Annotated in this window: 15 protein-coding genes; 4 read left to right on the top strand and 11 right to left on the bottom strand. The window is 68.8% G+C overall.

All coding sequences use genetic code 11. The features are described 5' to 3' along the window. Positions 1-140 precede the first annotated feature (140 nt). A complete protein-coding gene (locus AAF604_04010) occupies positions 141-6,050 on the top strand; it encodes a hypothetical protein (protein ID MEM7048795.1) in 5,910 nt (1,969 codons plus the stop codon). Positions 6,051-6,060: 10 nt separating this feature from the next. Here AAF604_04010 and AAF604_04005 read toward each other — a convergent pair whose 3' ends face one another. The 7 genes from AAF604_04005 to hutI form a co-directional block, all read right to left on the bottom strand. After that, entirely contained in the window at positions 6,061-6,897 is an 837-nt protein-coding gene (locus AAF604_04005; protein MEM7048794.1) for a ThuA domain-containing protein, read from the bottom strand. Between the two features lie 85 nt (positions 6,898-6,982). After that, positions 6,983-8,968, bottom strand: a complete 1,986-nt coding sequence (locus AAF604_04000; protein ID MEM7048793.1) for an alkaline phosphatase family protein — start codon at positions 8,966-8,968, stop codon at positions 6,983-6,985. 53 nt (positions 8,969-9,021) lie between these two features. Beyond that, a complete protein-coding gene (locus tag AAF604_03995) occupies positions 9,022-9,768 on the bottom strand; it encodes an SDR family oxidoreductase (GenBank protein MEM7048792.1) in 747 nt (248 codons plus the stop codon). A gap of 114 nt (positions 9,769-9,882) precedes the next feature. After that, entirely contained in the window at positions 9,883-10,287 is a 405-nt protein-coding gene (locus tag AAF604_03990) for a hypothetical protein (GenBank protein MEM7048791.1), read from the bottom strand. 13 nt (positions 10,288-10,300) lie between these two features. Further along, positions 10,301-11,968, bottom strand: a complete 1,668-nt coding sequence (hutU, locus tag AAF604_03985) for a urocanate hydratase (protein ID MEM7048790.1) — start codon at positions 11,966-11,968, stop codon at positions 10,301-10,303. Further along, entirely contained in the window at positions 11,965-12,738 is a 774-nt protein-coding gene (hutC, locus tag AAF604_03980; GenBank protein ID MEM7048789.1) for a histidine utilization repressor, read from the bottom strand. Before hutC ends, hutU begins: the two co-directional genes overlap by 4 nt. Beyond that, entirely contained in the window at positions 12,735-13,979 is a 1,245-nt protein-coding gene (hutI, locus tag AAF604_03975; protein ID MEM7048788.1) for an imidazolonepropionase, read from the bottom strand. Before hutI ends, hutC begins: the two co-directional genes overlap by 4 nt. A gap of 111 nt (positions 13,980-14,090) precedes the next feature. On the opposite strand from hutI, the gene AAF604_03970 reads away from it, so the two are divergent. Then, complete coding sequence (locus tag AAF604_03970; protein ID MEM7048787.1) at positions 14,091-15,461, top strand: formimidoylglutamate deiminase; 1,371 nt, start codon at positions 14,091-14,093, stop codon at positions 15,459-15,461. Then, positions 15,458-16,981 carry a histidine ammonia-lyase gene (hutH, locus tag AAF604_03965; GenBank protein MEM7048786.1) on the top strand — a complete coding sequence of 508 codons (1,524 nt, stop codon included), beginning with the start codon at positions 15,458-15,460 and terminating at the stop codon, positions 16,979-16,981. The genes AAF604_03970 and hutH overlap by 4 nt, the downstream gene beginning before the upstream one ends. Positions 16,982-17,122: 141 nt before the next feature. On the opposite strand, the gene AAF604_03960 is transcribed toward hutH, so the two are convergent. Continuing rightward, positions 17,123-18,235: a hypothetical protein gene (locus AAF604_03960; protein ID MEM7048785.1), complete on the bottom strand. Its 1,113-nt coding sequence runs from the start codon at positions 18,233-18,235 to the stop codon at positions 17,123-17,125. A 198-nt stretch (positions 18,236-18,433) separates the two neighbouring features. Here AAF604_03960 and AAF604_03955 point away from each other — a divergent pair, with 198 nt between their 5' ends. Next, positions 18,434-18,979, top strand: a complete 546-nt coding sequence (locus AAF604_03955; GenBank protein ID MEM7048784.1) for a DUF488 domain-containing protein — start codon at positions 18,434-18,436, stop codon at positions 18,977-18,979. Here the strand turns inward: AAF604_03955 and AAF604_03950 are convergent. From AAF604_03950 to AAF604_03940, 3 genes are read right to left on the bottom strand one after another with little or no spacing between them, the layout of a single operon-like run. After that, positions 18,961-20,325, bottom strand: coding sequence for a HAMP domain-containing sensor histidine kinase (locus AAF604_03950; protein ID MEM7048783.1), 1,365 nt, complete (start codon positions 20,323-20,325; stop codon positions 18,961-18,963). The two genes, AAF604_03955 and AAF604_03950, sit on opposite strands and share 19 nt — an antisense overlap. After that, on the bottom strand, positions 20,318-20,986 hold the full coding sequence (locus AAF604_03945; GenBank protein ID MEM7048782.1) for a response regulator transcription factor: 669 nt from the start codon (positions 20,984-20,986) through the stop codon (positions 20,318-20,320). The genes AAF604_03950 and AAF604_03945 overlap by 8 nt, the downstream gene beginning before the upstream one ends. Positions 20,987-21,007: 21 nt before the next feature. After that, positions 21,008-23,362 carry a TonB-dependent receptor gene (locus AAF604_03940; protein ID MEM7048781.1) on the bottom strand — a complete coding sequence of 785 codons (2,355 nt, stop codon included), beginning with the start codon at positions 23,360-23,362 and terminating at the stop codon, positions 21,008-21,010. Between the last annotated feature and the right edge of the window lie 317 nt (positions 23,363-23,679).

Genomic DNA, 23,679 nt, shown 5'->3' with positions numbered 1-23,679 from the left:
CGGTCCGGCCGATAGCCCCCGGCGGGGTGAAATCGCAGGTCGAGCCCGGAAGGCTCCTGGTGCGCCCCTGTGCTAGGTTTTTTTCGGGGCCAGTACCGGCTATTTCCTTTGATTTCGGCAGGATTTGGGGAGGAACCGTCATGCGGCAGCGTTTTCCGTTCGCGCTTCTGTTGTTGGTCTCGATGTTGGGCACCCCGCTCTGGGCTCAGCCTGATCTCACCGCCACCAAGAGCAACGACCTCACCGGCAACGGCACCGTCGGCACGCCCTTCAACTGGTCCATCGTGGTGGCGAATGGCGGCGATGCCACCGCCACCTTCGGCTTCGGCGGCTTCATGCTGACCGACGTCCTCCCCAATGCCGGCCTCACCTACGGCACACCTTCGGTGAGTCAATCCGGGGTGACCGGCAGTGCCATCTCTTGCACCATCTCGGCGGCCTTTGTGCTGCAGTGCACGCCGGCCACCGGCAATGTCGACATCTCGGCCGGCGGATCCTTCACGGTGACGATCCCGGTGACGCCGACCACGGCGGGCACCTTCGACAACCCGCGCACCAGCGGCATTTGCATAGCCGATCTGGTCAACGCCATCCCCGAAACGGACGACACCAACAATCTTTGTTCCGATTCGGTGACCGTGACCACCGGAGCGGTCGGTCCGGACTTGACGGTGGTGAAGAGCAACAACCGCCTCGGCTCGGTCCTGCTTGGTGTCGATTGGGACTGGTCCCTTCAGGTCGCCAACGGCGGCTCGGCGGCCGCCGACTTCGCTTCCGGCGAGGTCATCCTGCGTGACAGCCTGCCCGACAGCGGTCTCACCTACGGCATGGTCTCGGTGAGCTCCCAGACCGACATCACCGGCAGCGGCACGATCTCTTGCGCCGTTGCGACCTCGGTGCTCACTTGCATCGCCTCCGCAGGCAACGTCAACCTGGCGGCGGCGACCGGTGGCTTCACCGTCTCCGTCAGGGTCGACGCCACCGTGACCGGCACCTTCGACAACCCGCGCAGCGGCGGCGTCTGTGCGATCGATCCCGATGGCGCGATCACCGAGGGCAACGAGACCAACAACTCCTGCAGCGACTCGATGGTGGTCAACCCGTCGCCGGATCTGGTGGCGACGAAATCCAACGACGCGGGCGGGAGCGCCCTCGTCGGCACGCCCTTCAACTGGTCGATCACGGTGCGCAATCAGGGGACTGTCGATGCCGTCGTTCCCTCGGCAGCGTTTCTGCTGCTCGATGCCCTGCCGGACGCCAGCATGACCTACGGCTCGCCATCGGTGGGCGCGGTGAGTGGCGTCACCTTCGATGTCGGAGCTTCCATCTCGTGCTCGATCACCACCGCGCTCTTGACCTGCACGACCGCCGGAGGCGGTTTGACCATCGCTCCCAACGGCACCTTCACGGTGACCTTCGCGGCTACCGCCTCGGTGGCCGGCACCTTCGACAATCCGCGCTCCGGCGGGGCTTGTACGGTCGACGGCAACAACACCGTGACCGAGTCCGATGAGAGCAACAATCAGTGCTCCAACTCGGTGGTCGTCGGCACCGCCGTCGTGGGGCCGGATCTGACCGTCGGCAAGACCAACGATGTCGGTGGCACCGTCGGCCAGGGTGGCGACTGGGATTGGACCTTCCAGGTGGCCAATGGTGGCACCCAGCCGGCGACTTTCTCTGCCGGTGATGCGATCCTGAGCGACAACTTGCCGGCCAGTGGTCTGACCTACGGCTCGCCGGTGGTGGGCTCGCAGGTCGGCATCAGCGGTACCGGCAGCATCAGTTGCGGCGTGATCGGCTCGGACCTGACCTGCAGTGCCAGCGGCGGCACTGTGGTCCTCGCCGCCGGCAGCGGTAGCTTCCTGGTGACCTTGCCGGTCACTCCGACCACCTTCGGCACCTTCGACAACCCGCGCTCCGGGGGGGCTTGCAGCGTCGACCCGGGAGGGGTGATCAGCGAGGGCGACGAAGGCAACAACGCCTGCAGCAACTCGGTGATGGTGACGCCTTCGCCGGATCTGACGGCGATCAAGAGCAACGACACCTCCGGCACCGGTAGCGTCGGGACGCCGTTCACCTGGTCGATCACGGTGCGCAACGGGGGCACCGCCGCGGCTACCGTCGGCACCGGTGGGTTCTTGCTGCTCGACACCCTGCCGGACAGCGGCATGACCTACGGGACACCGTCGATCACCTCCGAGAGCGGTATCACCTACTCGGCCGGAGGCACCGCCATCGACTGTTCGGTGGCCTCGGACGTGCTGTCCTGCGTGCCCGACGCCGGCAACGCGATCATCGCCGTCAACGGCTTCTTCACGGTCGAGGTCGCGGCGACACCGACCACCTTCGGCACCTTCGACAACCCGCGTAGCAGCGGCAACTGCATCACCGACCCGACCAACCAGGCCTTCGAAATCGACGAGAGCAACAACACCTGCTCCGATTCGGTGAGCGTGCCGCCGCCGCTGCCGGACCTGACGGTGGTGAAGAGCAACGACGTCGGCGGCGCGACGGAAGAAGCGGCGACCTGGACCTGGTCGCTGCAGGTGGCCAACGGCGGCCTCGGGACGGCGACCTTCGATGCCGGCGAGCTCATCCTGAGCGACAACCTGCCGGCTTCCGGTCTGGCCTACGGCACCCCGGTGGTGACCCCCGGGGCGGCGCTGTCGGGCACCGGATCGGTGAGCTGCGGCATCGTCAGCGGCGACCTCACCTGCACGGCGAGCGGCGGTACGGCCATCCTCGGCAGCGGGGTCGCCTTCACGGTGACCGTGACGGTCGACCCTTCGGCGGCCGCGACCTACGACAATCCGCGTTCCGGTGGCGCCTGCGCCATCGATCCTTCCGCCTTGATCACCGAGGCCAACGAAACCAACAACGCCTGCAGCGATTCGGTGGCGGTGGTGGCGTCGCCGGATCTGACCGTTGCCAAGAGCAACGATGTCGGCGGCACCGGCGTCGTCAACGAGACCTTCCAGTGGAGCCTGGTGGTCAGCAACGGCGGCGGCGTAGCGAGCTTCGCCAGCGGTGCGCGCATCCTGCTCGACGAGCTGCCGACGACGGACATCACCTATGGTTCCGCCGCCGTCTCGGCGACGTCGGGGCTCTCCGGCAGTGGCACCGTCGCCTGCGCTATCGCCACCTCGGTGCTCACCTGCACGGCGAGCGGCGGCAACGTCGACTTCGGTGACGGTGGCACCTTCACGGTGACCTTCGACGCCACGGCGACGAGCGCCGCGACCTACGACAATCCGCGTTCCGGCGGCACCTGTGCGGTCGATCCGGACGACGCCGAGCTCGAGAACGCCGAGGGCAACAACGGCTGCTCGGATTCGGTGGAGGTCTTCGAGCTGCCTGATCTGACGGCGACCAAGAGCAACGACGTCTCCGGCTCGACGGAGGAGGCGGCGACCTGGACCTGGTCGGTGACGGTCGCCAATCAGGGGGCGGTGGCGACGACCTTCGCCGCCGGCGAGACCATCCTCACGGATGAGCTGCCGGCGAGCGATCTCGCCTACGGCACGGCGTCGGTGGGTGCGGTCACCGGCGTCTCCGGTGGCGGTACCGTCGCCTGCACCATCGCCACCGCTGTGCTGACCTGCAGCGCCAGCGGCGGTGATGTCGTGCTGGCGGCGACCACCGGCAGCTTCACGGTGAGCTTCTCGGTCGATCCGTCGATGGCGGGAACGTTTGCCAACCCGCGCTCCGGCGGTACCTGTGCCGTCGACCCGGGGGCGGTGATCGACGAGGCGGACGAAAGCAACAACGGCTGCTCGAACTCGGTCGATGTCGCGGCCTCGCCGGACCTGACGGTGGTGAAGAGCAACGACCTGACCGGCTCGGGCGTCGTCGGGGCGCCCTTCGAGTGGTCTCTGGTGGTGACCAACGGCGGCGCTGCAGCGAGCTTCCCGAGCGCTGCCCGGATCCTGCTCGATCAGCTTCCGGATACGGACATGACCTACGGCACGGCGGCGGTTTCGGCCCAGTCGGGGGTCTCGGGAGCGGGCACCATCGCCTGCGCCATCGCCGGCTCGGATCTCACCTGTACGGCGAGCGGCGGTGGGGTCGACTTCGCCGTCGGCGGCACCTTCACGGTGAGCTTCGACGCCACGCCGCAGGCCGAGGCCAGCTTCGTCAATCCGCGTTCCGGCGGCGTCTGTGCGGTCGATCCGGATGACGCTGAGCTCGAGACCGCCGAAGGCAACAACGGCTGCGGCAATGTGGTCGACGTGGTGGCCCTGCCGGACCTGGCGGTGGTGAAGAGCAACGATGTCGGTGGCGCGACGGAGGAGGCGGCGACCTGGACCTGGTCGCTGACGGTCACCAACGGCGGTGCGGGCGACGCCACCTACCTCGACGGTCAGGCGATTCTCGGCGACAGCCTGCCGGGCGGCGCGATCAGCTACTCCGGCGCGACCGTCGGTGCCCAGGCCGGGATCTCCGGCAGCGGCACCATCGACTGCACGCTAAGCTCCATCGACCTGTTGTGTCAGGCGAGCGGCGGAGACGTGGTGATCGCCGCCGGCAGCGGCACCTTCACGGTCGAGTTGACGGCCGATCCGAGCGGCGCCGGCACCTTCGACAATCCGCGCGCCGGCGGTGCCTGCGCCGTCGACCCGGGCGGTGCCCTGGAAGAAGAGGACGAGACCAACAACACCTGCTCCGACAGCGTCGTCGTGGCGGCATCACCGGACTTGACCTCGAGCAAGATCAACGACACCTCCGGCAGTGGCGGCGTCGGGGTGCCCTTCGACTGGTCGATCACGGTCAGCAACGGCGGCGCCGTCGCCAGCTTCCCGGCGGCGTCTCGCATCCTCCTCGATGCCCTGCCGACCGGCAACGTCACCTACGGTACGCCGGCGGTGACTGCCTCGAGCGGTCTCTCCGGCAGCGGCACCGTGAGCTGCGCCATCGCCAGCGGCGATCTGGAGTGCACGGCGGACGGTGGCAACGTCGATCTCGCCGACGGCGGCAGCTTCACGGTGGCCGTCGTGGTCACCCCGACGGCGATCGGTTCGTTGGTCAATCCGCGCACCGGCGAGGTTTGCGCCGTCGATCCCGATGGCGTCGAGGCGGAGACCGACGAAGGCAACAACGGCTGTGGCGACACGGTGGTGGCCCAGGGGCCGGATCTGATCGTCGAGAAGCTCAACGACAACCTTGGCATGGGCAGCTTGGGAGTGCCTTTCGAGTGGACCCTGGACGTCCTCAATGACGGGCCGGGAGTGGCGGTTTTCGCCTCCGGTGAGGTGTTCTTGCGGGACGATCTGCCGTCCGGCGCGACCTACGGTACCTTCGCCATCGACGCCATCACAGGAGTGACCGGAGCCGCCAACCTGGTCTGTGGGGTGAGTGCCCAGGTGCTCACCTGTGTCGCCACCGGCGGCGCGGTGGAGTTGGCTCCAGGAGCCCACGTCGCCGTGCGCGGGATGGCGACGCCGACCGCCGCGGGGGCCCTCGAAAACCCGGCGGACGGAGGTGTCTGCGCGGTCGATCCGGCGAACGTCGCCGCCGAGCTCGCCGAAGACAACAACGACTGCAGCGACCGGGTGGTGGTGGATGCGCCGGATCTCCGGCTGACCAAGACCAGCGATCTTGGCTCGGTGCGGATCGGTGAATTCATCACTTACACCCTCGACTACGAGAACGTTGGCAGCCGCGAGGCGACCGGCGTGATCCTGACCGAGAGGGTGCCGGACCTGACGGTCTTCGTCGCCGCCAGCAGCACCGCCGGCTGGGTTTGCCTGCCGGACGAGACCGCCGGCAGTGACTGCGATCTCGACCTCGGCACGGTGGCGGCCGGTGAGTCCGGCAGCGCCCTCTTCGTGGTCGAGGTGATCGGCGGCGGGGCCGGAGACAGCATCAGCAACCAGGCCTTCATCGCCGACGACGGCAACAACGGCGACGATGCCGAGCCGGCCGACAACCAGGCCGAGGCGGTGGTCGGTCTGATCGCCGATATCCCGACCCTCGGCCAGTGGGGCCTGCTCCTCACCTTCCTGCTGCTGGCGGCGGTCGGTGTCCGGGTGCTGCGGCGGCAGCGATCGTAGGAGGTGTACGTTAGCCGTCGCCGGGTTGGGCCCCGGCGGCGGCTTTGCCCTGTCGCTGGACGGTGCTGTCCCAGGCGCTGGTGTTGCCGGCCTCGAAGCCGTCGAGGAAGAGCTCGCCGGCGGCCCAGGCGAGGGCGCCGCGAATCTGCTCCTTGAAGCGACTGTCCTGGAAGGTCTCGGAGCGATGCCCGAGGGCGGTGTAGAAGGCGCGGCCGCCATCGAAATCGTGCGCCCAGGCGATCGGGTGGTCATCGCCCATCGCGCCGCTGCCGGGATTGTAGGAGTCTTCGTCGAGGGTCAGGACGACTTCCACCACGGAGCGCGGGTTGGCGCGGAAGTTGTACCACTCGTCCTCGAAGGAGGTGGTTGGGGCGGTGAAGCCCGCCCCGGGGTGGGTCGGCGCCTCGAGCTCGAGGGTGGCGGTCTGAATCGCCGGATGGGAGAGAAACCAGGCGCCGTTGCCGAGCAGCTCGCCGTACCACGGCCAACCGTACTCGCAATCGGCGGCGGCATGGATGCCGACATAGCCGCCGCCGCTCTGGATGAAGCCCTCGAAGGCCGCCTGCTCGGGAGCATCGAGAACATCGCCGGTGGTCGAAAGCCACACCACGACATCGAAGGCGCCGAGGCCCACGGGGGTGAAAACGGTGGTCTGGTCGGTGACCGTGACGCTGTGTCCTTCCTCGCTGGCGATCTGCTGGATCATGGTGACGCCGTCGGCGATCGAGGGATGGGCGAAGCCTTCGGTACGGGTGAAGACCAGAACGTCGAGGGGAGCGGCCACGGTGGTCGCCGCGATGGCGAGCACGACGACGGCGAAGAGCGGCAAAGAGAGCTTACGAAGCATGAAACCTCCGGCAGAAATATTCATTTCGGCGCATATTTTACCGATGTGAAGTCGATGCGGCCATCGGCCGGCCGATGGCCTGACCTCACTCGTCGGTCAGGCGCTCGAGGTTGCTCTTGAAGAGGGCATTGTCGGGCTCGAGCTCCAAGGCGCGCTCGAGGGCGGCGATGGCGCCGGCACGATCGCCCATCAAGTAGGCGACGTTCGAGCGGTACTGGTAGATCAGCACTTCGTTCGGAGCTTGGCCCTCGGCCGTGGCAAGGAGGTGCAGGGCCGCCGGATAGTCGCCCCGCCGAGCGGCTTCGCTGGCGCCCTCGATCAGGCGGGCGACGGCCGGCTCGGCGGCCGGTCGCGGATCGCGGCGGCCGGTCAATCGAAGGAGAGCTTCGGCCGAGGGTTCGTACTGCGGGTCGTAGCGCAGCGCCGTGCGATAGTCGGCGATCGCCGCATCGACCTCCTCGCGGAGCTCGAAGAGGACCGCCCGATTGTGGTAAGCCTCGACGTTGAGAGGCTCGAGCTCGAGGGCTCGGTCGAGCTCCCGGAGGGCCTCTTCGTGGCGCCCCAGCGAGCCGAGGGCGCCGGCGAAGCTGGCGCGTAGCGCGGCGTTGTCGGGCTCTTCGGCGACCAGCCGGGCGTAGCGGTTGGCGGCCTCGCGGTAGCGCCCGGCGCGAAAGTCGATGGCGGCGAGGTTGCGCTCACTGACCGCCGTGTCGTGAATCTCCTCGGCCGCAGGGCTGGCGCCGGCGAGGTAGCCCAGGTTGGCGAGGTGCTCGCGCTGGGCCTGCTGAACGCGCGACGTCTCGGTGTCGGGTGAGTCGTCCTGGCGGCGTCCTTCCGCCGGCTCCCAGGTGGCGATGCGGCTTTTCACCTGCAACTCCGCCAGGCCCTCGCTGAGCACCCGTCCCGGCATTTTTTCCGCCGCCGGCAGGTCGAGGAGTGCGAGGACCGTCGGCGCGATGTCGAGAATCGAAGCGCCATCGAAGCGGCTGCCCGGGACGACCCGATGGCCGTAGAGATAGAGGATTCCTTCGAGGCGGTGGAAGCGCTCCGAGACGCGCCGCAGGTCGCGGGTCTTCGAGGGGTCGTCGTGGAGCGTACCGAGCTCGAAACCGTGGTCCGAGAGCACCACCAGGGTGGTGTCTTCATCCATCGCCGCGAGGTATTCGCCGACCAGCTCGTCGGCGAAGCGGTACATGCCTTCCACCGCCCGGCCGTACTTCGCCTGCTGCTCGGCGAGTTCGCCGGCGAGGCCCTCGGCGCGGAACAGGTGACCGAAGAGATGGGACGTCGAGTCGACACCCTCGATATAGATCATCGCCAGGGCGGGCCGTTCGCGGCGCCACAGGTCGAGGCCGATGTCGCGATAGCTCTGGGCGGTGGCGAGGGCCCAGCGGAAATGGGCCAAATCGTTGCTGAAGTCGAAGCTGGCGGCGAGGTCCTCGGCGCTGACGTCGACGAAGGGCGCCAGATCCTCAAGGCCGAGATCTCCCGGCCGGCGCAAGAAGGGAGCCATCCGGTCGGCGGCGTCCGGCGGCCAGGTCTTGTCTCGCGCCGATTCTTGCGGCAATCCCGGGTTGCTTCTCCGGCCGCCGGCGAAGCCGCCTCCGAAGAGGAAGTGATAGGCCACGTGATCGCTGATCATGGTGCCTTCGATGGGCTCCGGCGGCCAGGTCGCCCACCAGCCGACGGTGGCGACCGGGCGTTCGTTGCGGGAGGCGATGTTCCACAGCGCCTCGACCCGTCGCAGGCGCGAGCTCGCCGGGATTTCGCGGCCGCGGGAGTCACTGGCGACGAAGTGGCCGATGCCGTGATCCACCGGCTCGCGACCGGTGGCGATGGTGGTCCAGAGGATCGGCGAGAGCAAGGGCCTCTGGCTGCGCAGGGAACCGGCAGCGCCGTTCCGGCGCAGCTCGGCGAAGTGGGGCAGCTCGCCTTCGGGGATCAGCAAGTCGACGACCTCCGGATCCATGCCGTCGAGGCCGAGGACCAGCACCCGCGACGGGCTGCCACCGCAGGCCAAACAGGCCAGACAAGAGAGGGCGATGGCGACCGGGAGGAGGGTGCGAAGCATCGCCGCCAGGCTACCAGTCCGTCGCCTGAGGAGCTGCCGTCCGGGGGGCGCGATCAGCGCGTCTTGAGGCGCCCGAGGCCGCCGTCGATACCCCACACCTGACCGCTCACCCAGGAGCCCGCCGGCGACAGCAGCCAGGCCATCACATCGGCGATCTCTTCCGGCCGACCGACCCGGCCCACCGGGTGCAGGGCGAGGGAGGCTTCGAGGGCTTTGGGATTGTCGACGATGCGGCGGCTCATCTTCGAATCGACCAGGCCTGGAGCGACGGCGTTGAAGCGAATCCCGCTGGTGGCGTAGGTGGCGGCGGCGGAGCGTGTCAATCCCTCGATGCCGGCCTTGGCGGCGGCGATCGCTTCGTGGTTGGCGAGGCCGATGGAGGCGGCGGCGGAGGACACCAGGACGACCGAGCCGCCACCGCGACGGAAGGCGCGGCCGGCGGCGCGGACGACGGCGAAGGCGGTGCCGAGATTGGTGGCGAGGGTGTCGTCGAGATCGCGGGCGGTGGTCAGGTGGGCGGGCTTGAGGAGGATCGAGCCGGCGCAGTTGGCGGCGCCGACGAAGTTGCCGGGGAGGTTCTGGGCTTCTTCGAAGGCGGCCGCGACCTGATCGAAGTCGCGACCGTCGACGCGTAGGGGAACGCCGGCGACCTCGTCCGCCAACTCTTCGAGCTCGGCGAGATTTCGTCCGGCGACCACGACGTGGGCGCCGTCTCGCGACAGGCGGTGGGCGAGGGCACGACCGACAGCTCCGGTGGCGCCGAGGATGAAGTAGATCGGGGTTTCGTCCGCCGTGTTCATGGCAGTTCTCCGAGGGTTGGCAATGGGATGACCGGCGCGAGGGTTCCGGCTATCACTTGGTTTCGCTGATGGGGCGACAACGGATGCAGTCGACGTTTGCGGTCGCGGCGCGGCTCAGAGAAAGCTCAGGGCGAGCGGGGCGCGAAGCGACCAGGCGAGGGTGCGGAGCCAGTTGCTGGTCACCAGGCGATCGACGGTCGCGCGATCGTGGCCGAGGATGAGCTGGCGATGGAGCGGGATCTGGACCACCGCCGTCGAGCCCCAGATCAGCGCCAGCAGGCCGGCGCCGAGCCAGTGCAGCGGGTCACCCGGGGCGGCGACGACGAGGGCGATGGCGGTGCCCAGCTCGAGCAGCATCAGCGGACCGACGACCCAGCCGGTGCGCCGCTGATGCTCGACCGCATAGCGGCGCGAGGCCTCCGCCGGCACGGCCCCGAAGAGCGGGTAGTGGACGATCTGTACGAACCAGATCAGCCCCGCCATGGCGACGGTGGCACCGGCGTGCAGCAGCGCGATCACGGCGGCGGGGGAGCTACTCGTTGTCGCCCAGGCTGGGCAGGTCGAGGCCCCGCTCGCGGGCGCAGCGGCGGGCGATGTCGTAGCCGGCGTCGGCGTGCCGCATGACACCGGTGGCCGGGTCGTTCCACAACACCCGCTCGAGGCGGCGGTCGGCCTCTTCACTGCCATCGGCGCAGACCACCAGGCCGGAGTGCTGCGAATAACCCATGCCGACGCCGCCGCCGTGATGGAGGGACACCCAGGTGGCGCCGCTGGCGGTGCTCAGCAGGGCGTTGAGGAGCGGCCAGTCGGAAACCGCGTCGGAGCCGTCGAGCATCGCCTCCGTTTCGCGATTGGGGCTGGCGACGGAGCCCGAGTCGAGGTGATCGCGGCCGATCACCACGGGGGCCTCGAGCTCACCGCGGCGGACCATCTCGTTGAACGCCAGGCCGAGGCGGTGGCGATCGCCCAGACCGACCCAGCAGATGCGCGCCGGCAGGCCCTGGAACTGGATGCGCTGGCGCGCCATGTCGAGCCAGCGGTGGAGATGGGGGTCGTCCGGGATCAGCTCTTTGACCTTCTGGTCGGTCTTGTAGATGTCCTCCGGGTTGCCGGAGAGGGCCGCCCAGCGGAAGGGGCCGACGCCGCGGCAGAACAGCGGCCGGATATAGGCCGGCACGAAACCGGGAAAGTCGAAAGCCCGCCCGACGCCTTCGTCCTTCGCCACCTGGCGGATGTTGTTGCCGTAGTCGAAGGTCGGAATGCCGAGGTCGTGGAAGGCCAGCATGGCCTCGACGTGGCGCGCCATCGCCTGGCGAGCCGCGGCTTCGACCTCGGCCGGCGCCGTTTCCTGTTTCTGGCGCCATTGGTCGACGCTCCAGCCGATCGGCAGGTAGCCGTGGAGTGGGTCGTGGGCGGAGGTTTGGTCGGTGACCGCGTCCGGCCGCACGCCGCGCCGGACCAGCTCCGGCAAGACCTCGGCGGCGTTGCCGAGGAGGCCGACAGAGAGCGGCTCGTCGGCGCCCTCGAGGAGGGCGAGGGCCTCGTCCAGGCTGGTCGCTTTGCGGTCGACGTAGCCGGTGCGGAGGCGAAAGTCGATGCGTGTCTCGTCGCATTCGACGGCCAGCATCGAGGCGCCGGCGAGGGTGGCGGCCAGGGGCTGGGCGCCACCCATGCCGCCGAGACCGGCGGTCAGGATCCAGCGGCCGGCGAGGTCGCCGCCGAAGTGCTGGCGGCCCATCTCGACGAAGGTCTCATAGGTTCCTTGGACGATGCCCTGGCTGCCGATGTAGATCCACGAGCCGGCGGTCATCTGGCCGTACATCATCAGGCCGCGGCGGTCGAGCTCGCCGAAATGCTCCCAGTTGGCCCAGGAGGGCACCAGGTTGGAGTTGGCGATCAGCACCCGCGGCGCATCGCGGTGGGTCTTGAACACTCCCACCGGCTTGCCCGACTGCACCAGGAGGGTCTCGTCGTCTTCCAGCCGCTCGAGGGTGGCGACCAGGCGGTCGAAGGACGGCCAGTCGCGCGCCGCTCGTCCGACGCCGCCGTAGACCACCAGCTCTTCGGGCCGCTCGGCGACTTCCGGATCGAGGTTGTTGCACAGCATGCGCAGCGGCGCCTCCGTCAGCCAGCTCTTGGCGCTTCGCTGGCTGCCCCGGGCGGCGCGAATGATGCGATCGGGGTCGAGTCGAGTGTTCAACGGTTGCTCCTTCCGGCAGGTCGAGGGGCATCGATCGGTGGCACCACACGGTAGCGGGCACCGAGGTCGTAGCGGCTGCTGGGGTAGGTGAGGGTGGCGGCGGTGACCACCTCGCCACCGTTCCAGGTACGCCGCAGCAGTCGCAGACAGGGCTCGGTCGGGTCGAGGGCGAGGAGCGCAGCGGTTTCGCCGTCGGGGGTGACCGCCTGCACGATGTGCTCCATCTCTTCGGGCTCGATCAGGTCGAGGAGGTGCTCCGACGGGGTGATCTGGGCGAAATCGATGTCGAGGAAGGTCGGCGAGAATCGCGGGTTGACCCAGCGCTCCTCGAGCTGGATCGGTACTTCGTCGTCGAGGTGGACCAGGATCACCTGGAAGACGGCGCTGCCGGCGTCGAGCTCGAGGCGGGCGGCGAGCTCGTCGTCCGCCGCGACCGAGCGCCGCAGCACCTCTCGCGAGCGGTGGCGGCCGCCGCCGGCGGCGATCTCGTCGGCGATGTTGCGGAGCTCCAGCAGGCTGGCGTGGCGCGGTGGCTCGGCGACGAAGGTGCCGCGGCCGGCGACCCGTTCGAGGATGCCCTCCTGGCTGAGCTCGGTGAGGGCCCTGTTGACCGTCATGCGGCTGACGTCGAGGGCCCGAACCAGCTGGTTCTCGGAAGGAATGCGTCGTCCCGGCGACCAATGACCGGCGCGAATCCGGCCGCGGATGCGGTCCTTGATCTGTTGGTAGAGGGGAACCGGCGAATCGGCCTCGACGGGGGCCAGGCTCATGCCGGTCGCTCCCGGCCGGGGTGCCACTCGCCGGCGAGGTAGCGGCCGACGCAGGGATTGGCGCCGAGGTTGGCCACCAGGGCGGCGGGCTTCGAGCAGTCCCAGAGGGCGAGGTCGGCGCTCTTGCCGACCTCGAGGGTGCCGGCTTGATGGGCCACCCCGAGGGCCGCCGCGGCGTGGCGGGTGATGCCGGCGAGGGCCTCCTCGGGAGTCAGGTGAAAGAGCACCGTGCCCAGGCTGGCGGCGGCGAGCAGCGAGTGGAGGGGCGAGCTGCCGGGGTTGAGATCCGTCGCCAGGGCGATGGCGACGCCCCGGCGCCGCAGCTCGGCGACCGGCGGTCGCTGACTCTCGCGCAGGAAGAAGAAGGCTCCGGGGAGCAGCACGGCCACGGTGCCGGCGGCCGCCATGGAGGCGACGCCGGCTTCGTCGAGATACTCGAGGTGGTCCGCCGAGAGCGCCCCGAAGCGGGCCGCCAGGGCGGCTCCGCCCTGATTGCTGAGCTGCTCGGCGTGGAGCTTGACCGGCAGGCCGAGGTCCGCCGCGGCCCGGAACAGGCGCTCGATTTGCTCGGGCGAGAAGGCGATGTGCTCGAGAAAGCCGTCGACGGCGTCGGCCAAACCGGCCGCAGCCACTGCCGGCAGCGTCTCTGCGATCACCCGTTCGAGGTAGGCGTCGCCGTCGCCGGCGAGCTCCGGCGGCACCGCGTGGGCGCCGAGGAAGCTGGTGTGGACGGACACCGGGAGCTCCTCGCCGAGGCGCCGGGCGACCTCCAGCATGCGTTTTTCGGTGTCCATTTCGAGGCCGTAGCCGCTCTTGATCTCGACCCGCGTCACCCCTTCCCGCAGCAGACCTTCGAGGCGTCCGCGGGCGCCCGCCAAGAGCTCGTCGAAGCTGGCGCGTCGGGTGGCCTCGACGGTCGAGTTGATGCCGCCGCCGCGGCGGGCGATCTCGGCATAGGGCACGCCCGAAAGGCGCTGCTCGAATTCGTCGAGGCGATCACCGCCCCACACCAAATGGGTGTGGCAGTCGATCAGGCCGGGGGTCACCAGGCGCGAACCGCAGTCGCGCTCGTTGGCGGCGACGAGCTCCGGTGGTCGCTCGTCGTCGCCACCGACCCAGAGAATCTGCCCCCCACGCACGGCCAGCGCCCCGTCGTCGATCAGGCCATAGGGCCGTGGTCCGGCCATGGTGGCGAGGCGGGCGTGGCGCAGCAAAAGGTCGCAGTGGGAGAGGTCTTGCATCGGGATCGAGCTCCTCGCTAGACTTGTCTATACAAGTTAAGTCAGCCGCCCGATTCAAGTCAACCGTCCGTTGAAAGCCAGTCGATTCCCCTTGGGGAGTCCCGAGCGACCATGACCAGCAGCTTTTACTGCGATCACCTCTTCACCGGCAGCCAATGGCTCGCCGGGGTGCGCCTCGAAGTCGATACCGCGGGTTTCATCGCCGATCTGGAGGTGGCGCCGCCGCGTCCCGCAGACCGGCCGGTGGCGGGCTGTGTCGTGCCCGGCGTGCCGAACGCCCACTCCCACGCCCATCAGCGCGCCATGGCCGGTTTCGCCGAGCGTTCGGGCCCGGGCGACGACTCTTTCTGGACCTGGCGTGAAGTGATGTATCGCCACGCCAGTCGCATGGGTCCCGAGGAGCTCGAAGCGGTGGCCGCCATGCTCTACGTCGAGATGCTCGAGGCGGGCTACACGGCGGTGGGGGAGTTCCAGTATCTCCACCACGATCCAGCCGGTCGCCCCTATGCCGATCTGGCGGAGCTCTCCCGGCGGTGCTTGGCCGCGGCGGAGCAGACCGGCATCGGCCTCACCAGCCTGCCGGTGCTCTACTGCAGCGGGGGCTTCGGGGGACAGCCACCGCAGCCCGGGCAGCGACGCTTCGTCAACGATGTCGAGACCTTCCTCCGCCTGGTCGAGGGGCTCGAAGGCGAGGCCTCACCGCAGCACGCCGTCGGCGTGGCACCGCACTCCCTGCGCGCTGTCGATGCGGAGTCCCTCGCCAGCCTGGTGTCGGCCTTCGCCGGGCGCGGGCCGATTCACCTTCACGTCGCCGAGCAGCAGCGGGAAGTCGCAGACTGCTTGGCCTGGAGCGGCGCTCGTCCCGTCGCCTGGCTGCTCGATGCGGCGCCGGTGGACGAGCGCTGGTGCCTGATCCACAGCACCCACCTGGATGACGACGAAGTCCAGCGTTTGGCGGCGAGCGGTGCCGTCGCCGGCCTCTGCCCGACCACCGAGGCCAATCTCGGCGATGGCTTCTTCCGGGCGGTGCCCTATCTCGCCGCCGGCGGCGCCATCGCCATCGGCTCCGATAGCCACAGCTCGATCAGCCCGGTCGAAGAGCTGCGCTGGCTCGAGTACGGCCAGCGTCTGCGGCGCGAGCAGCGCAATTGCCTGGCCGGTGGCCCCCGGACCAGCACCGGCCGACGCCTGTTGACTGCCGTGCTGGACGGCGGAGCCCAGGCTCTGGGTCGTCCCATCGGCGCCCTCGAGCCTGGCCGCCGGGCAGACTTCGTCGCCCTCGACACCGATCATCCGTTGCTCTACGGCCGGACCGACGACGATTGGCTCGATGCCTGGACCTTCTCCGGCAACGCTCCGCTAGTGCGCGAGGTGATCGTCGGTGGTCTCCCGCTGGTGACCGCCGGACGCCACGTCTCCCGCTCGGCGGTGGCGGCGCGCTATCGCTCCGCCCTCGACCGTTTGAGGAAGGAATCGCCATGACCCCTTGGACCCTCTCTGCTGGCACTGTGACTCTCGACGACCTGCGCCGGGTGCAGGCCGGCTCTGCGAGAGTCGCTCTCGACGCGGCCGCCCGCCTGGCCCTCGATGAGGCGCGCCGAGCGGTGGTCGCGAACCTCGAATCGGGCCAGGTGACCTATGGGATCAACACCGGTTTCGGCCGGCTGGCGCAAACTCGCATCGCCGCCGACGAGCTCGGGGCGCTGCAGCGCAACCTCCTGCTGTCCCACGCCACCGGCGTCGGAGAGCCTCTCGACGAAGGCGTGGTGCGGATGATACTGCTGCTCAAGGCCAACGCCTTGGCGCGTGGCTATTCCGGGGTGCGGGTCGAGATCGTGGACACCTTGCTCGCCATGCTCGAGCACGATCTGCTGCCGGTGATCCCGGCTCAGGGGTCGGTGGGGGCTTCCGGCGACCTGGCTCCCTTGGCTCATCTCAGCCTGCCGTTGATCGGTGAGGGCGCGGCGCGCTGGCGCGGCGAGATCCACTCCGGAGCCGCAGCGCTGCGCGCCATCGGTCGCGAGCCCCTCGTCCTCGAGGCCAAGGAAGGGCTGGCGTTGCTCAACGGCACCCAGGTCTCGACGGCCCTCGCCCTCGCCGGCCTGTTCGCCGCTGAGCGCTGCGCCTCGGCCGCCCTGGTGGCGGGAGCCCTCTCCGTCGAGGCCGCCAAAGGCAGCCGGACCCCATTCGACTCTCGCATCCACGAAGTCCGCGGTCAACGCGGCCAGATCGCCGCCGCCGAGATCCTTCGCCGGCTGCTGGCGGAGAGCGACATCGGTCGCTCCCATGCGCAGTGCGACCGGGTGCAGGACCCGTACTCCTTGCGCTGCCAGCCGCAGGTGATGGGGGCCTGCCTCGACCAGATGCGCTTCGCCGCCGAAGTCCTCGGCCGCGAGGCCAATGCCGTGTCGGACAATCCGCTGATCTTCGCCGCTGCCGACGAGATCCTGTCCGGCGGCAACTTCCACGCCGAGCCGGTGGCTCTGGCGGCCGATGGCCTGGCCCTCGCCATCGCCGAGATCGGCGCCATCTCGGAGCGTCGCATCGCCCTGCTCATCGACTCCTCCCTCAGCCAGCTCCCGGCCTTTCTGACGCCGCGAGCCGGTCTCCACTCGGGATTCATGATCGCCCACGTCACCGCCGCCGCTCTGGCGAGCGAGAACAAAGGCCTGGCCCATCCGGCGAGCGTCGACAGCCTGCCGACCTCGGCCAACCAGGAAGACCACGTCAGCATGGCCACCCACGCCGGCCGGCGTCTGGCGGCGAGGGCCGCCAACAGCGGCCGCATCGTCGCCATCGAGCTCCTCGCCGCCGCCCAGGGCATCGACTTCTGCCGCCCCCTGACCACCAGCGAGCCCCTTGAGCAGGCCTTCGCCAAGATTCGCCAGGTGGCGACCCGTCTCGACGAAGACCGCCTCATGGCCCCGGACATCGAAGCCGTAGCGGACCTGGTGGCCGAAGGGGCCTTTGGGGACTTGGTGCAGGCATTCGTTTCCCGTTAGTCGTCAACCAGCAGCCGTCCAACACCAAAAACGGCCCCCCGCGCCGGCGGTGGCCCCAGGGGAGGCCGGCGCGAGGAGCCCTGGAGGAGCGTTGCTGCCGCAGTGCTGGAGAGCCCTGCGGCGGACGACTCCGGGTGAGACCTAGCCGCGGTGGTTGCGGTCGAAGGTGTCGCCCCGGCCGTCACACTCGATGCAGTCGTAGGGCTCTTCCCAGATCGGCGGCTGCGGGCAGGGGTGGCCGCCGCCGTCGTCGTCGACGCCGTCACCGTTGGCGTCTTCGCAGGCGCAGTGGTCGGGCAGGCCGTCGCCGTTGGAGTCGCCGCCGGCGGCGTAGTTGGAGTGACTGCTGCGGCTGTGGTCCTTGGGGCCGGAGTCATTGGCCACGTGGTCCACCGGAGCGCACTCGGGAGCCCCGCCACCGCCGCCACCACCGTTGTCGTCACAGGTCTTGATGGCGGTCTGGAAGTTCGACTTGCCGATGGTGGTGACGCCGTCCGGCACGCCGTCGGCGTCGACATCGAGGGCGACGTTCGGCGGCAGGGCGTCGATGTTGAGGCCACCGATGGCGGACGGCAGGGACCAGGCGGCGCCCTTGGTCTGGAACAGCACCTCGGGGCAGTCGCCGACGCCGCAGTCCTGCTGTAGCTGGATCGCCGGCAGCGGGCTGACGCGGATGTAGTTGAGCAGGAAGAGGGCCTTGAGGTCGGCGTCGAAGGTGCCGCCGGTGCCGCAGGTCCGGCAGATGGTCATCGAGCCGATCGGCTGGGCCGCCGACAGGCTGAGGCCGGCGACGATCTTCCAGGTCTCGGTGGCGCCGCCGGAGTAGCTGACGGTGAATGTGTTGGACTCGAGGTGCAAGGCCTTGAAGTCGATCGGCACGTCGGCGCAGGAGCCGTTGGTCAGCGGACCGGTGCCCGCCATGCGGCGCACGATGGTGTCGGTGCTGGCGCCCAGGCCGCCGCTGTTGGCGATCTGCTTGCCGAACAGGCTGACCGGGTTGGTCACCGCGTCAGAACCGAAGCCGAAGAAACCGGCCGGAATCGGGTTGATGTCGTAGCGCAGTTGGGTGTTGCCATCGTTGGTCGTGGTCCAGCCATCGTCGCCAGCCTTGACGTCGATGGTTAGCGGCACGGGGACCGGCGCCGGTGCCGGACTCACCGGCGTCACGGTCGTCGTGGTGGTGAACTGAGCCGAAGCCGCGAGCGGCGTCAGCAAGGCCAGGGCCAGCAAGCAAACCAGAGTTTTCGTTCCCATAGTCTTTCCTTTCGAGGTCCGTGGAAACTCATCAAATTGTTCAAGACGACCGGTGTCTTATCCCCAACAGCGAGAAAGCGGGACGGATCGAATGGTCGACAACGAATCGACGCCCAGGAAGCACCGCGGGCACTTCGCCTGGCCCAGGGAAAGTGCCTTGTTCTGAGGGTTTAGAGGCAATTCGAGTAGACTACTCGAGTGTCTACCCTGTGGACCGTCGGTCATTCCAATCGCGAGCTGACGGAGCTCCTCGACCTGCTGAAGGCGGCCGAGATCGAGCGGGTGGTGGATGTGCGGCGCTTTCCTGGATCACGCCGCCATCCCCATTTCGCCGCCCAGGCGCTGGCCCCGGCTCTCGCCGATGTCGGCCTCGACTACGAGCATGCGCCGGCCCTCGGAGGCCACCGTCGGGGCAGCCCGGAGAGCCGCAACACGGCCTGGCGAGAGGCCTCTCTGCGCGCCTATGCGGATCACATGGCGAGCCCGGAGTTCAGCCTTGCCCTGGAGCACCTCGAGGCGCAGGCCGGCCGTTGTCGCGCCGCCATCCTGTGCGCGGAAGCGCTGCCGACGCGCTGTCATCGGCAACTGATCGCCGATGCCATGACGGTGCGCCGATGGCGGGTCGTGCACCTCCTCGGTGGCGGCCGCGAGCAGGTCCATGAGCGCCACCCGGATCTGGCGGTGACGGAGGATGGCGGGCTGCTCTATCCGGGACCGGAAGAACGTCAGCTCGATCTCTTCTGAGGTTCGACCTCGACCCTTTCGCGGTTCGGTGCGGGAGCGAAGTCGACCTCGATGCTGGTCCCGATGCCGGGCGTCGAATCCACCGTCAGGCGCCACCCGAAGCGCTCGCAGAGATCCTTGACGATCGCCAACCCGAGCCCGTGGCCGGGTTCGCTCCGGGTGCTGGCGAAGGGCTCCGTGATCGAGCGCAGATGGTGGGCGGGGATGCCGGGTCCGGTATCGCGAACCCTGAGGCGCTGCCCTGCGTGCTGCACGTCGACCTGCCCTCGGGTGGTGTTGTGGAAGGCGTTCGAGATCAGGTTGCCGGCGGTGATGGCCAAGATCGTCGGGGGCGCTTCGACGGCCGCCGGCTGGTCGAGGACCAGGTGGATGCCGACCTCTTTGTGGGCGAGTAGATGGCGATGGCGATCGACCACCGCGGGAAGCACCTCGGCCGGGTCGGCGGTCTCCCCCGAGAATCCGGAGCCCTCCTCGCGGGCCAGCCACAAGAAGGCCTCGATCAGTTCCTCCATCTGGGTGATGGAGCGTTTCTGGCGTTCGAGGAGGTGACGTCCCCGCTGGTCGGAAGGATCGAGGCGCTGTAAGAGGAGCTCGTTGACGCCACCAAGGACGGTCACCGGAGTGCGCAGCTCGTGGCTGGCATCGCGGGTGAACTGGCGCTCGCGCTCGACGAACCGCTCGACCCGCGCCAGGGATTGATCGAGGGCGGAGGCGACGGTGGCGACTTCGCCCTCGAAGGTCCTCGTCGCCAGGCGATGGCGCAAATCCTCCGGTGGCGAGGCCTCGAGGGTTCGGCTGAGGGTGGTGAGCTGGGCGGTCAGGCGGTGGGCGAGCCGGTTGCCCCACCACAGCCCCAGGAGCACCGTGAGGAGGGCGCCGAGGACCAGCACGGCGAGGGCGAAGAGGCTCTCGTCTTCGGTTTCGAGCTCGGAGATGTCGAACAGCACGTAGAGGCGCTCTTGGCGATTCGGCAGCTCGCGAACGGCCAACAGGCGGTCGCCGCCACCGAAAAAGGGGACGTGGTCGTTCTCGTGGATGCCTTCCGGGAGCTTCTCGGCCGACGCCCTGAGCTCGGCCGGCAGCCCCTGGGTTCCGACGCTGGCGGTCATCCAGCGCGAGTTGGTGGCGAGCTCGGTGTTTGCGGGGTCGGCCACAAGGGCGGATTCGAAGAGACCTTCGACCTCGACTTCGAGCTGGCGTTCGAGCACTCGGTCTTCGAGGCCCGTGAAGGTCCAGACGGCGAGGCCGGCGTAGGCCGTGATGAGGCTGGCCCCGAACAGCCAGAAGGCGCGAACGGCCCGCTGACGCAGGTTCGGGCCGCGATCCGGCCCGGCGACCTCAGTCATCTTTCGCCAGGCGATAGCCGATGCCCGGCACGGTGTGCAGCAGGGGTTGGTCGAAGGGGCGGTCGATCAGCTTACGAAGCGAGTAGACGTGGCTGCGCAGGGCGTCGCTGTGAGGCGGGTCGTCTCCCCACAGGGCATGCTCGAGGTCGGCGCGGGGCACCACTCGGGGGGAGCTCTTGAGGAGCGCTTCGAGCAGCCGGAGGGAGGTTCGGTTGAGGTTCACCGGCTGACCCGCGCGGCGCACCTGCAGGGTGCCCGTGTCGAGCTCGAGGTCGTCGACGCGGAGAGTTCGGGCTTCGCCCCGGCCGCGCCGCATCAGGGCGAGGAGACGGGCCTCGAGCTCGGGCAGGGCGAAGGGCTTCACCAGATAGTCGTCGCTGCCGGCCTGGAAGCCGGCGAGCTTGTCCGGCAGGGTGTCGCGGGCGGTCAGCATGAGCACCGGCACGTCGCGCTCGGCGGCGCGCAGCTTCTCGCACAGGGCGAGGCCGTCGAGGCCCGGCAGCATGACGTCGAGAACCAGGGCGTCGTAGGTCTCGGTGACCGCGAGATGGAGGCCGACGAGACCGTCCATGGCGTAGTCGATGCGGTGCCCCCGACTCTCGAGGTAGTCGCCGATGGTTTCGGCGAGGTCGCGGTGGTCTTCGACGACGAGGATGCGCATGGACGGGCTCGGGGTCGGTTCTCAGAACCTCCAGCTGACGCCGAAGGAGGGCACGATGCCGAGCCAGGTTTCCTCGATCTCGTCGTAGCGCACGCTGCCGTCCGGCTGCAGGACGAAGTTGCGTCCGTCGACCGAGAACCCGGCCTGGTTCTCGCGATTGTAGAGGTTCTGGATCTCGACGAAGATCTCGAGCCGGTTGCCGTTGCGGCGATCGACGAAACGGCTGGCCCGTAGGTCGACGCGGTGGTAGTCGTCGAGGCGCTCGGCGAACAGCGGGCCGATCAAGGGGCGGATCTCGATCTCGCCATCGCTGCCGGTGACGGCTTCGGCGGCAATGGCGGTGGTCGGCCAGCCGGTGCGGTAGGTGCCGGCGAGGTTGAGGCGCCAGCGTGGGCTGAGGCGTAGCGAAAGGTCGGCCTTGAAGGCGTGGGTCTGATCGTTGCTGCGCGGCACGTCGCGTCCGTCGATGCGGTCATCGACCTGGGACCAGGAATAGGAGGCCCACCAACCCACCCGCCCGCCGTCCTGGCGGCCGAGGAAGAGCTCGATGCCCTGAGCCCGGCTGCTCTCCGGGGCGAGGCGAATGCGGTCGACGGTGGCTTCGGGGTTGACCGTGAAGGCATCGAAGAGGTTGTCGTAGCGCGGCCGGGGATCGCGCACCCGGCGATCGAAGGCGTCGAGGCGCAGGTCGAGCCTTTGGCCGAAGGCCCGCAGATCGCGCTGGTAGCCGATGATCAGGTGGTCGGCGACCTCGCTCGGGAAGAATCGGGTCTCGCCGTCTTCGACCTGTAGCTCGTGGGGGCGCTGGCTTTGATGGAAGCGGCCCCAGGCGGCCCTCAGAATGCCGCCCCGGCGCAGGTCGTAGACGGCGTTGAAGCGGGGGCTGGTCTGGTCTTCGTCGGTGAGGGTCTGGCGGTCGTGGCGCAAGCCGAGCTCGAACACCAGGCGATCTCCCAGGCGCAGGCGGTCGGCGGCGTAGAGGGAGTAGCTCTCGGAGGAGAAGTCGTCGGCGAATCGCCGTTCGAGGTTGTTGTCGCGGTCGCCGGTGAAACCGCCGTTGCTGAAGTCCAACTGGTAGTCGTACTCGGCATCGTAAGCGCGGGCCGCCAGTCCCCACTTGATGAGCTGCCGTTCGGTGGCCTGGAGGGTCCAGTCCTGGCGCAGCTCGTAGACGTCGAGCTGCCGCTGGTCGCGGATCACGGAGCGGGCGTCGAACTCTTCCCCTTCGGCTCGCCGGTCGCGATCGACCCGGCCCGCCGAGAGCACCGTTTCGACCACACCACGACTGCCGATCAAGGCCTGGTGTCGTCCCCACAGGTAGCTGTTGCCATAGCTGGTGTCGAGCACCTCGCGCTCGGGGAATCCGAAATCGTCGACCTCCGACTCCTGCTCGTCGAAGGTGTCGTCGGCGGCGAGGGCGTGAAAGCTCAGGGTCTGAGTCGGCGTGAGATCCCATTCGAGCTTGCCGAAGGCGTCCCAGTACTGCGGGCCGTCGCCCTCCGTTTCCTCCTCGTCGTCGGCCACCAGGTCGAGCACCAGATCGAGATAGCCGCGGCGCAGGGAGCCGAGCCAGCGCCCGCGGTCGCCGGCGAGCAGACCCTGGCCGTTGATCCAGCCGTTGGTCAAGCTGACACCGAGCTCGAGGGAGCGAGGTCCGCTGGGCTTCTGGGTCCGGATGTCGAGGACGCCGGCGAGGCGATCGCCGTACTCGCTCGGATAGCCCCCGCTGAGCAGCTCGACGGTGCCGATCATCTCCGGATCGAGGATGCTGAACACCCCCTGAAAGTCCTTCAGGTGGTAGGGCTCGAAGATCTCGATGCCATCGATCTGGAGGCCGACCTCGCGCCGCAGGGAGCCGCGAATGGTGAATTGCGACGAGACGTCGTTGCTGCCGACGCCGGGCAGGAAGCTCAAGGCGCGAAACACGTCGTCCCCGAAATGCGGCAGCTCGAGCAGCTGGTCGCGCCCGAGGACGGCGTCGCTGATTGGATTCTGACGGTCGAGGGAGTAGCTGGCGCTGACCTGGATCTCGTCGAGGCTGGCGACGTCGGCCGGGAGCTGCAGGCGGATCTCGCCATCGGTGCCCACGATGATCTGCTCGAAGGCGGGACGATCCGGCGCCTCGACGACCACCGCCAAACCCTCGGCGGTGAGGGCTTCGAGCTCGGTGAGCAGCACGAAGCGACCGTCGTCGTCGCTGATGGCGACGGCATCGCCCTGGACGACCGCGATGCGGGCTCCGGCGACCGGAGTGCCGTTGGCGTCGACCACCACGCCCTCGAGGTTGAGGGGTGTGGCCTGGAGTGCCAGCGGGATGGCCAGGCAAGCCAAGACCTTCCCCGCCAGGACCAACTTCCGAAGGACCGTCGCTGTCATCACTTCCTCCTCTCGCTCCGCCTGGGAGCCGGTGGTTACGGGAGGAAGTTCTACGGAACGGTGTGTCGGCGCGGCGTGAGGTGGACGTGAAGGGAGCGTGAAGCGGGCCGAGCGAGCCCCTGGCGGAAGCTCGCCCGGCGATCCGACGTCAGCCGTTGGAACAGAAGCTACCGATCTTGGTCACAGTAGTGCTGGCATTGTTGCCGTTGGCGGTCTGCTCCAGCTTCCAGGTGACGCAGCACTTCTGCCACTGGCAGGGTGGCTGCGAGTCCGGGTAGGAGTGGTAGCAGCTGGTGAAGCGCTGCCGACGGCAGTAG

It is taken from the genome of Acidobacteriota bacterium (assembly GCA_039028635.1).
Classification (GTDB): Bacteria; Acidobacteriota; Thermoanaerobaculia; order Multivoradales; family JBCCEF01; genus JBCCEF01.
The sequence above is the reverse complement of the archived record's forward strand: the minus strand, read 5'-3'. Positions and strand labels throughout refer to the sequence as shown.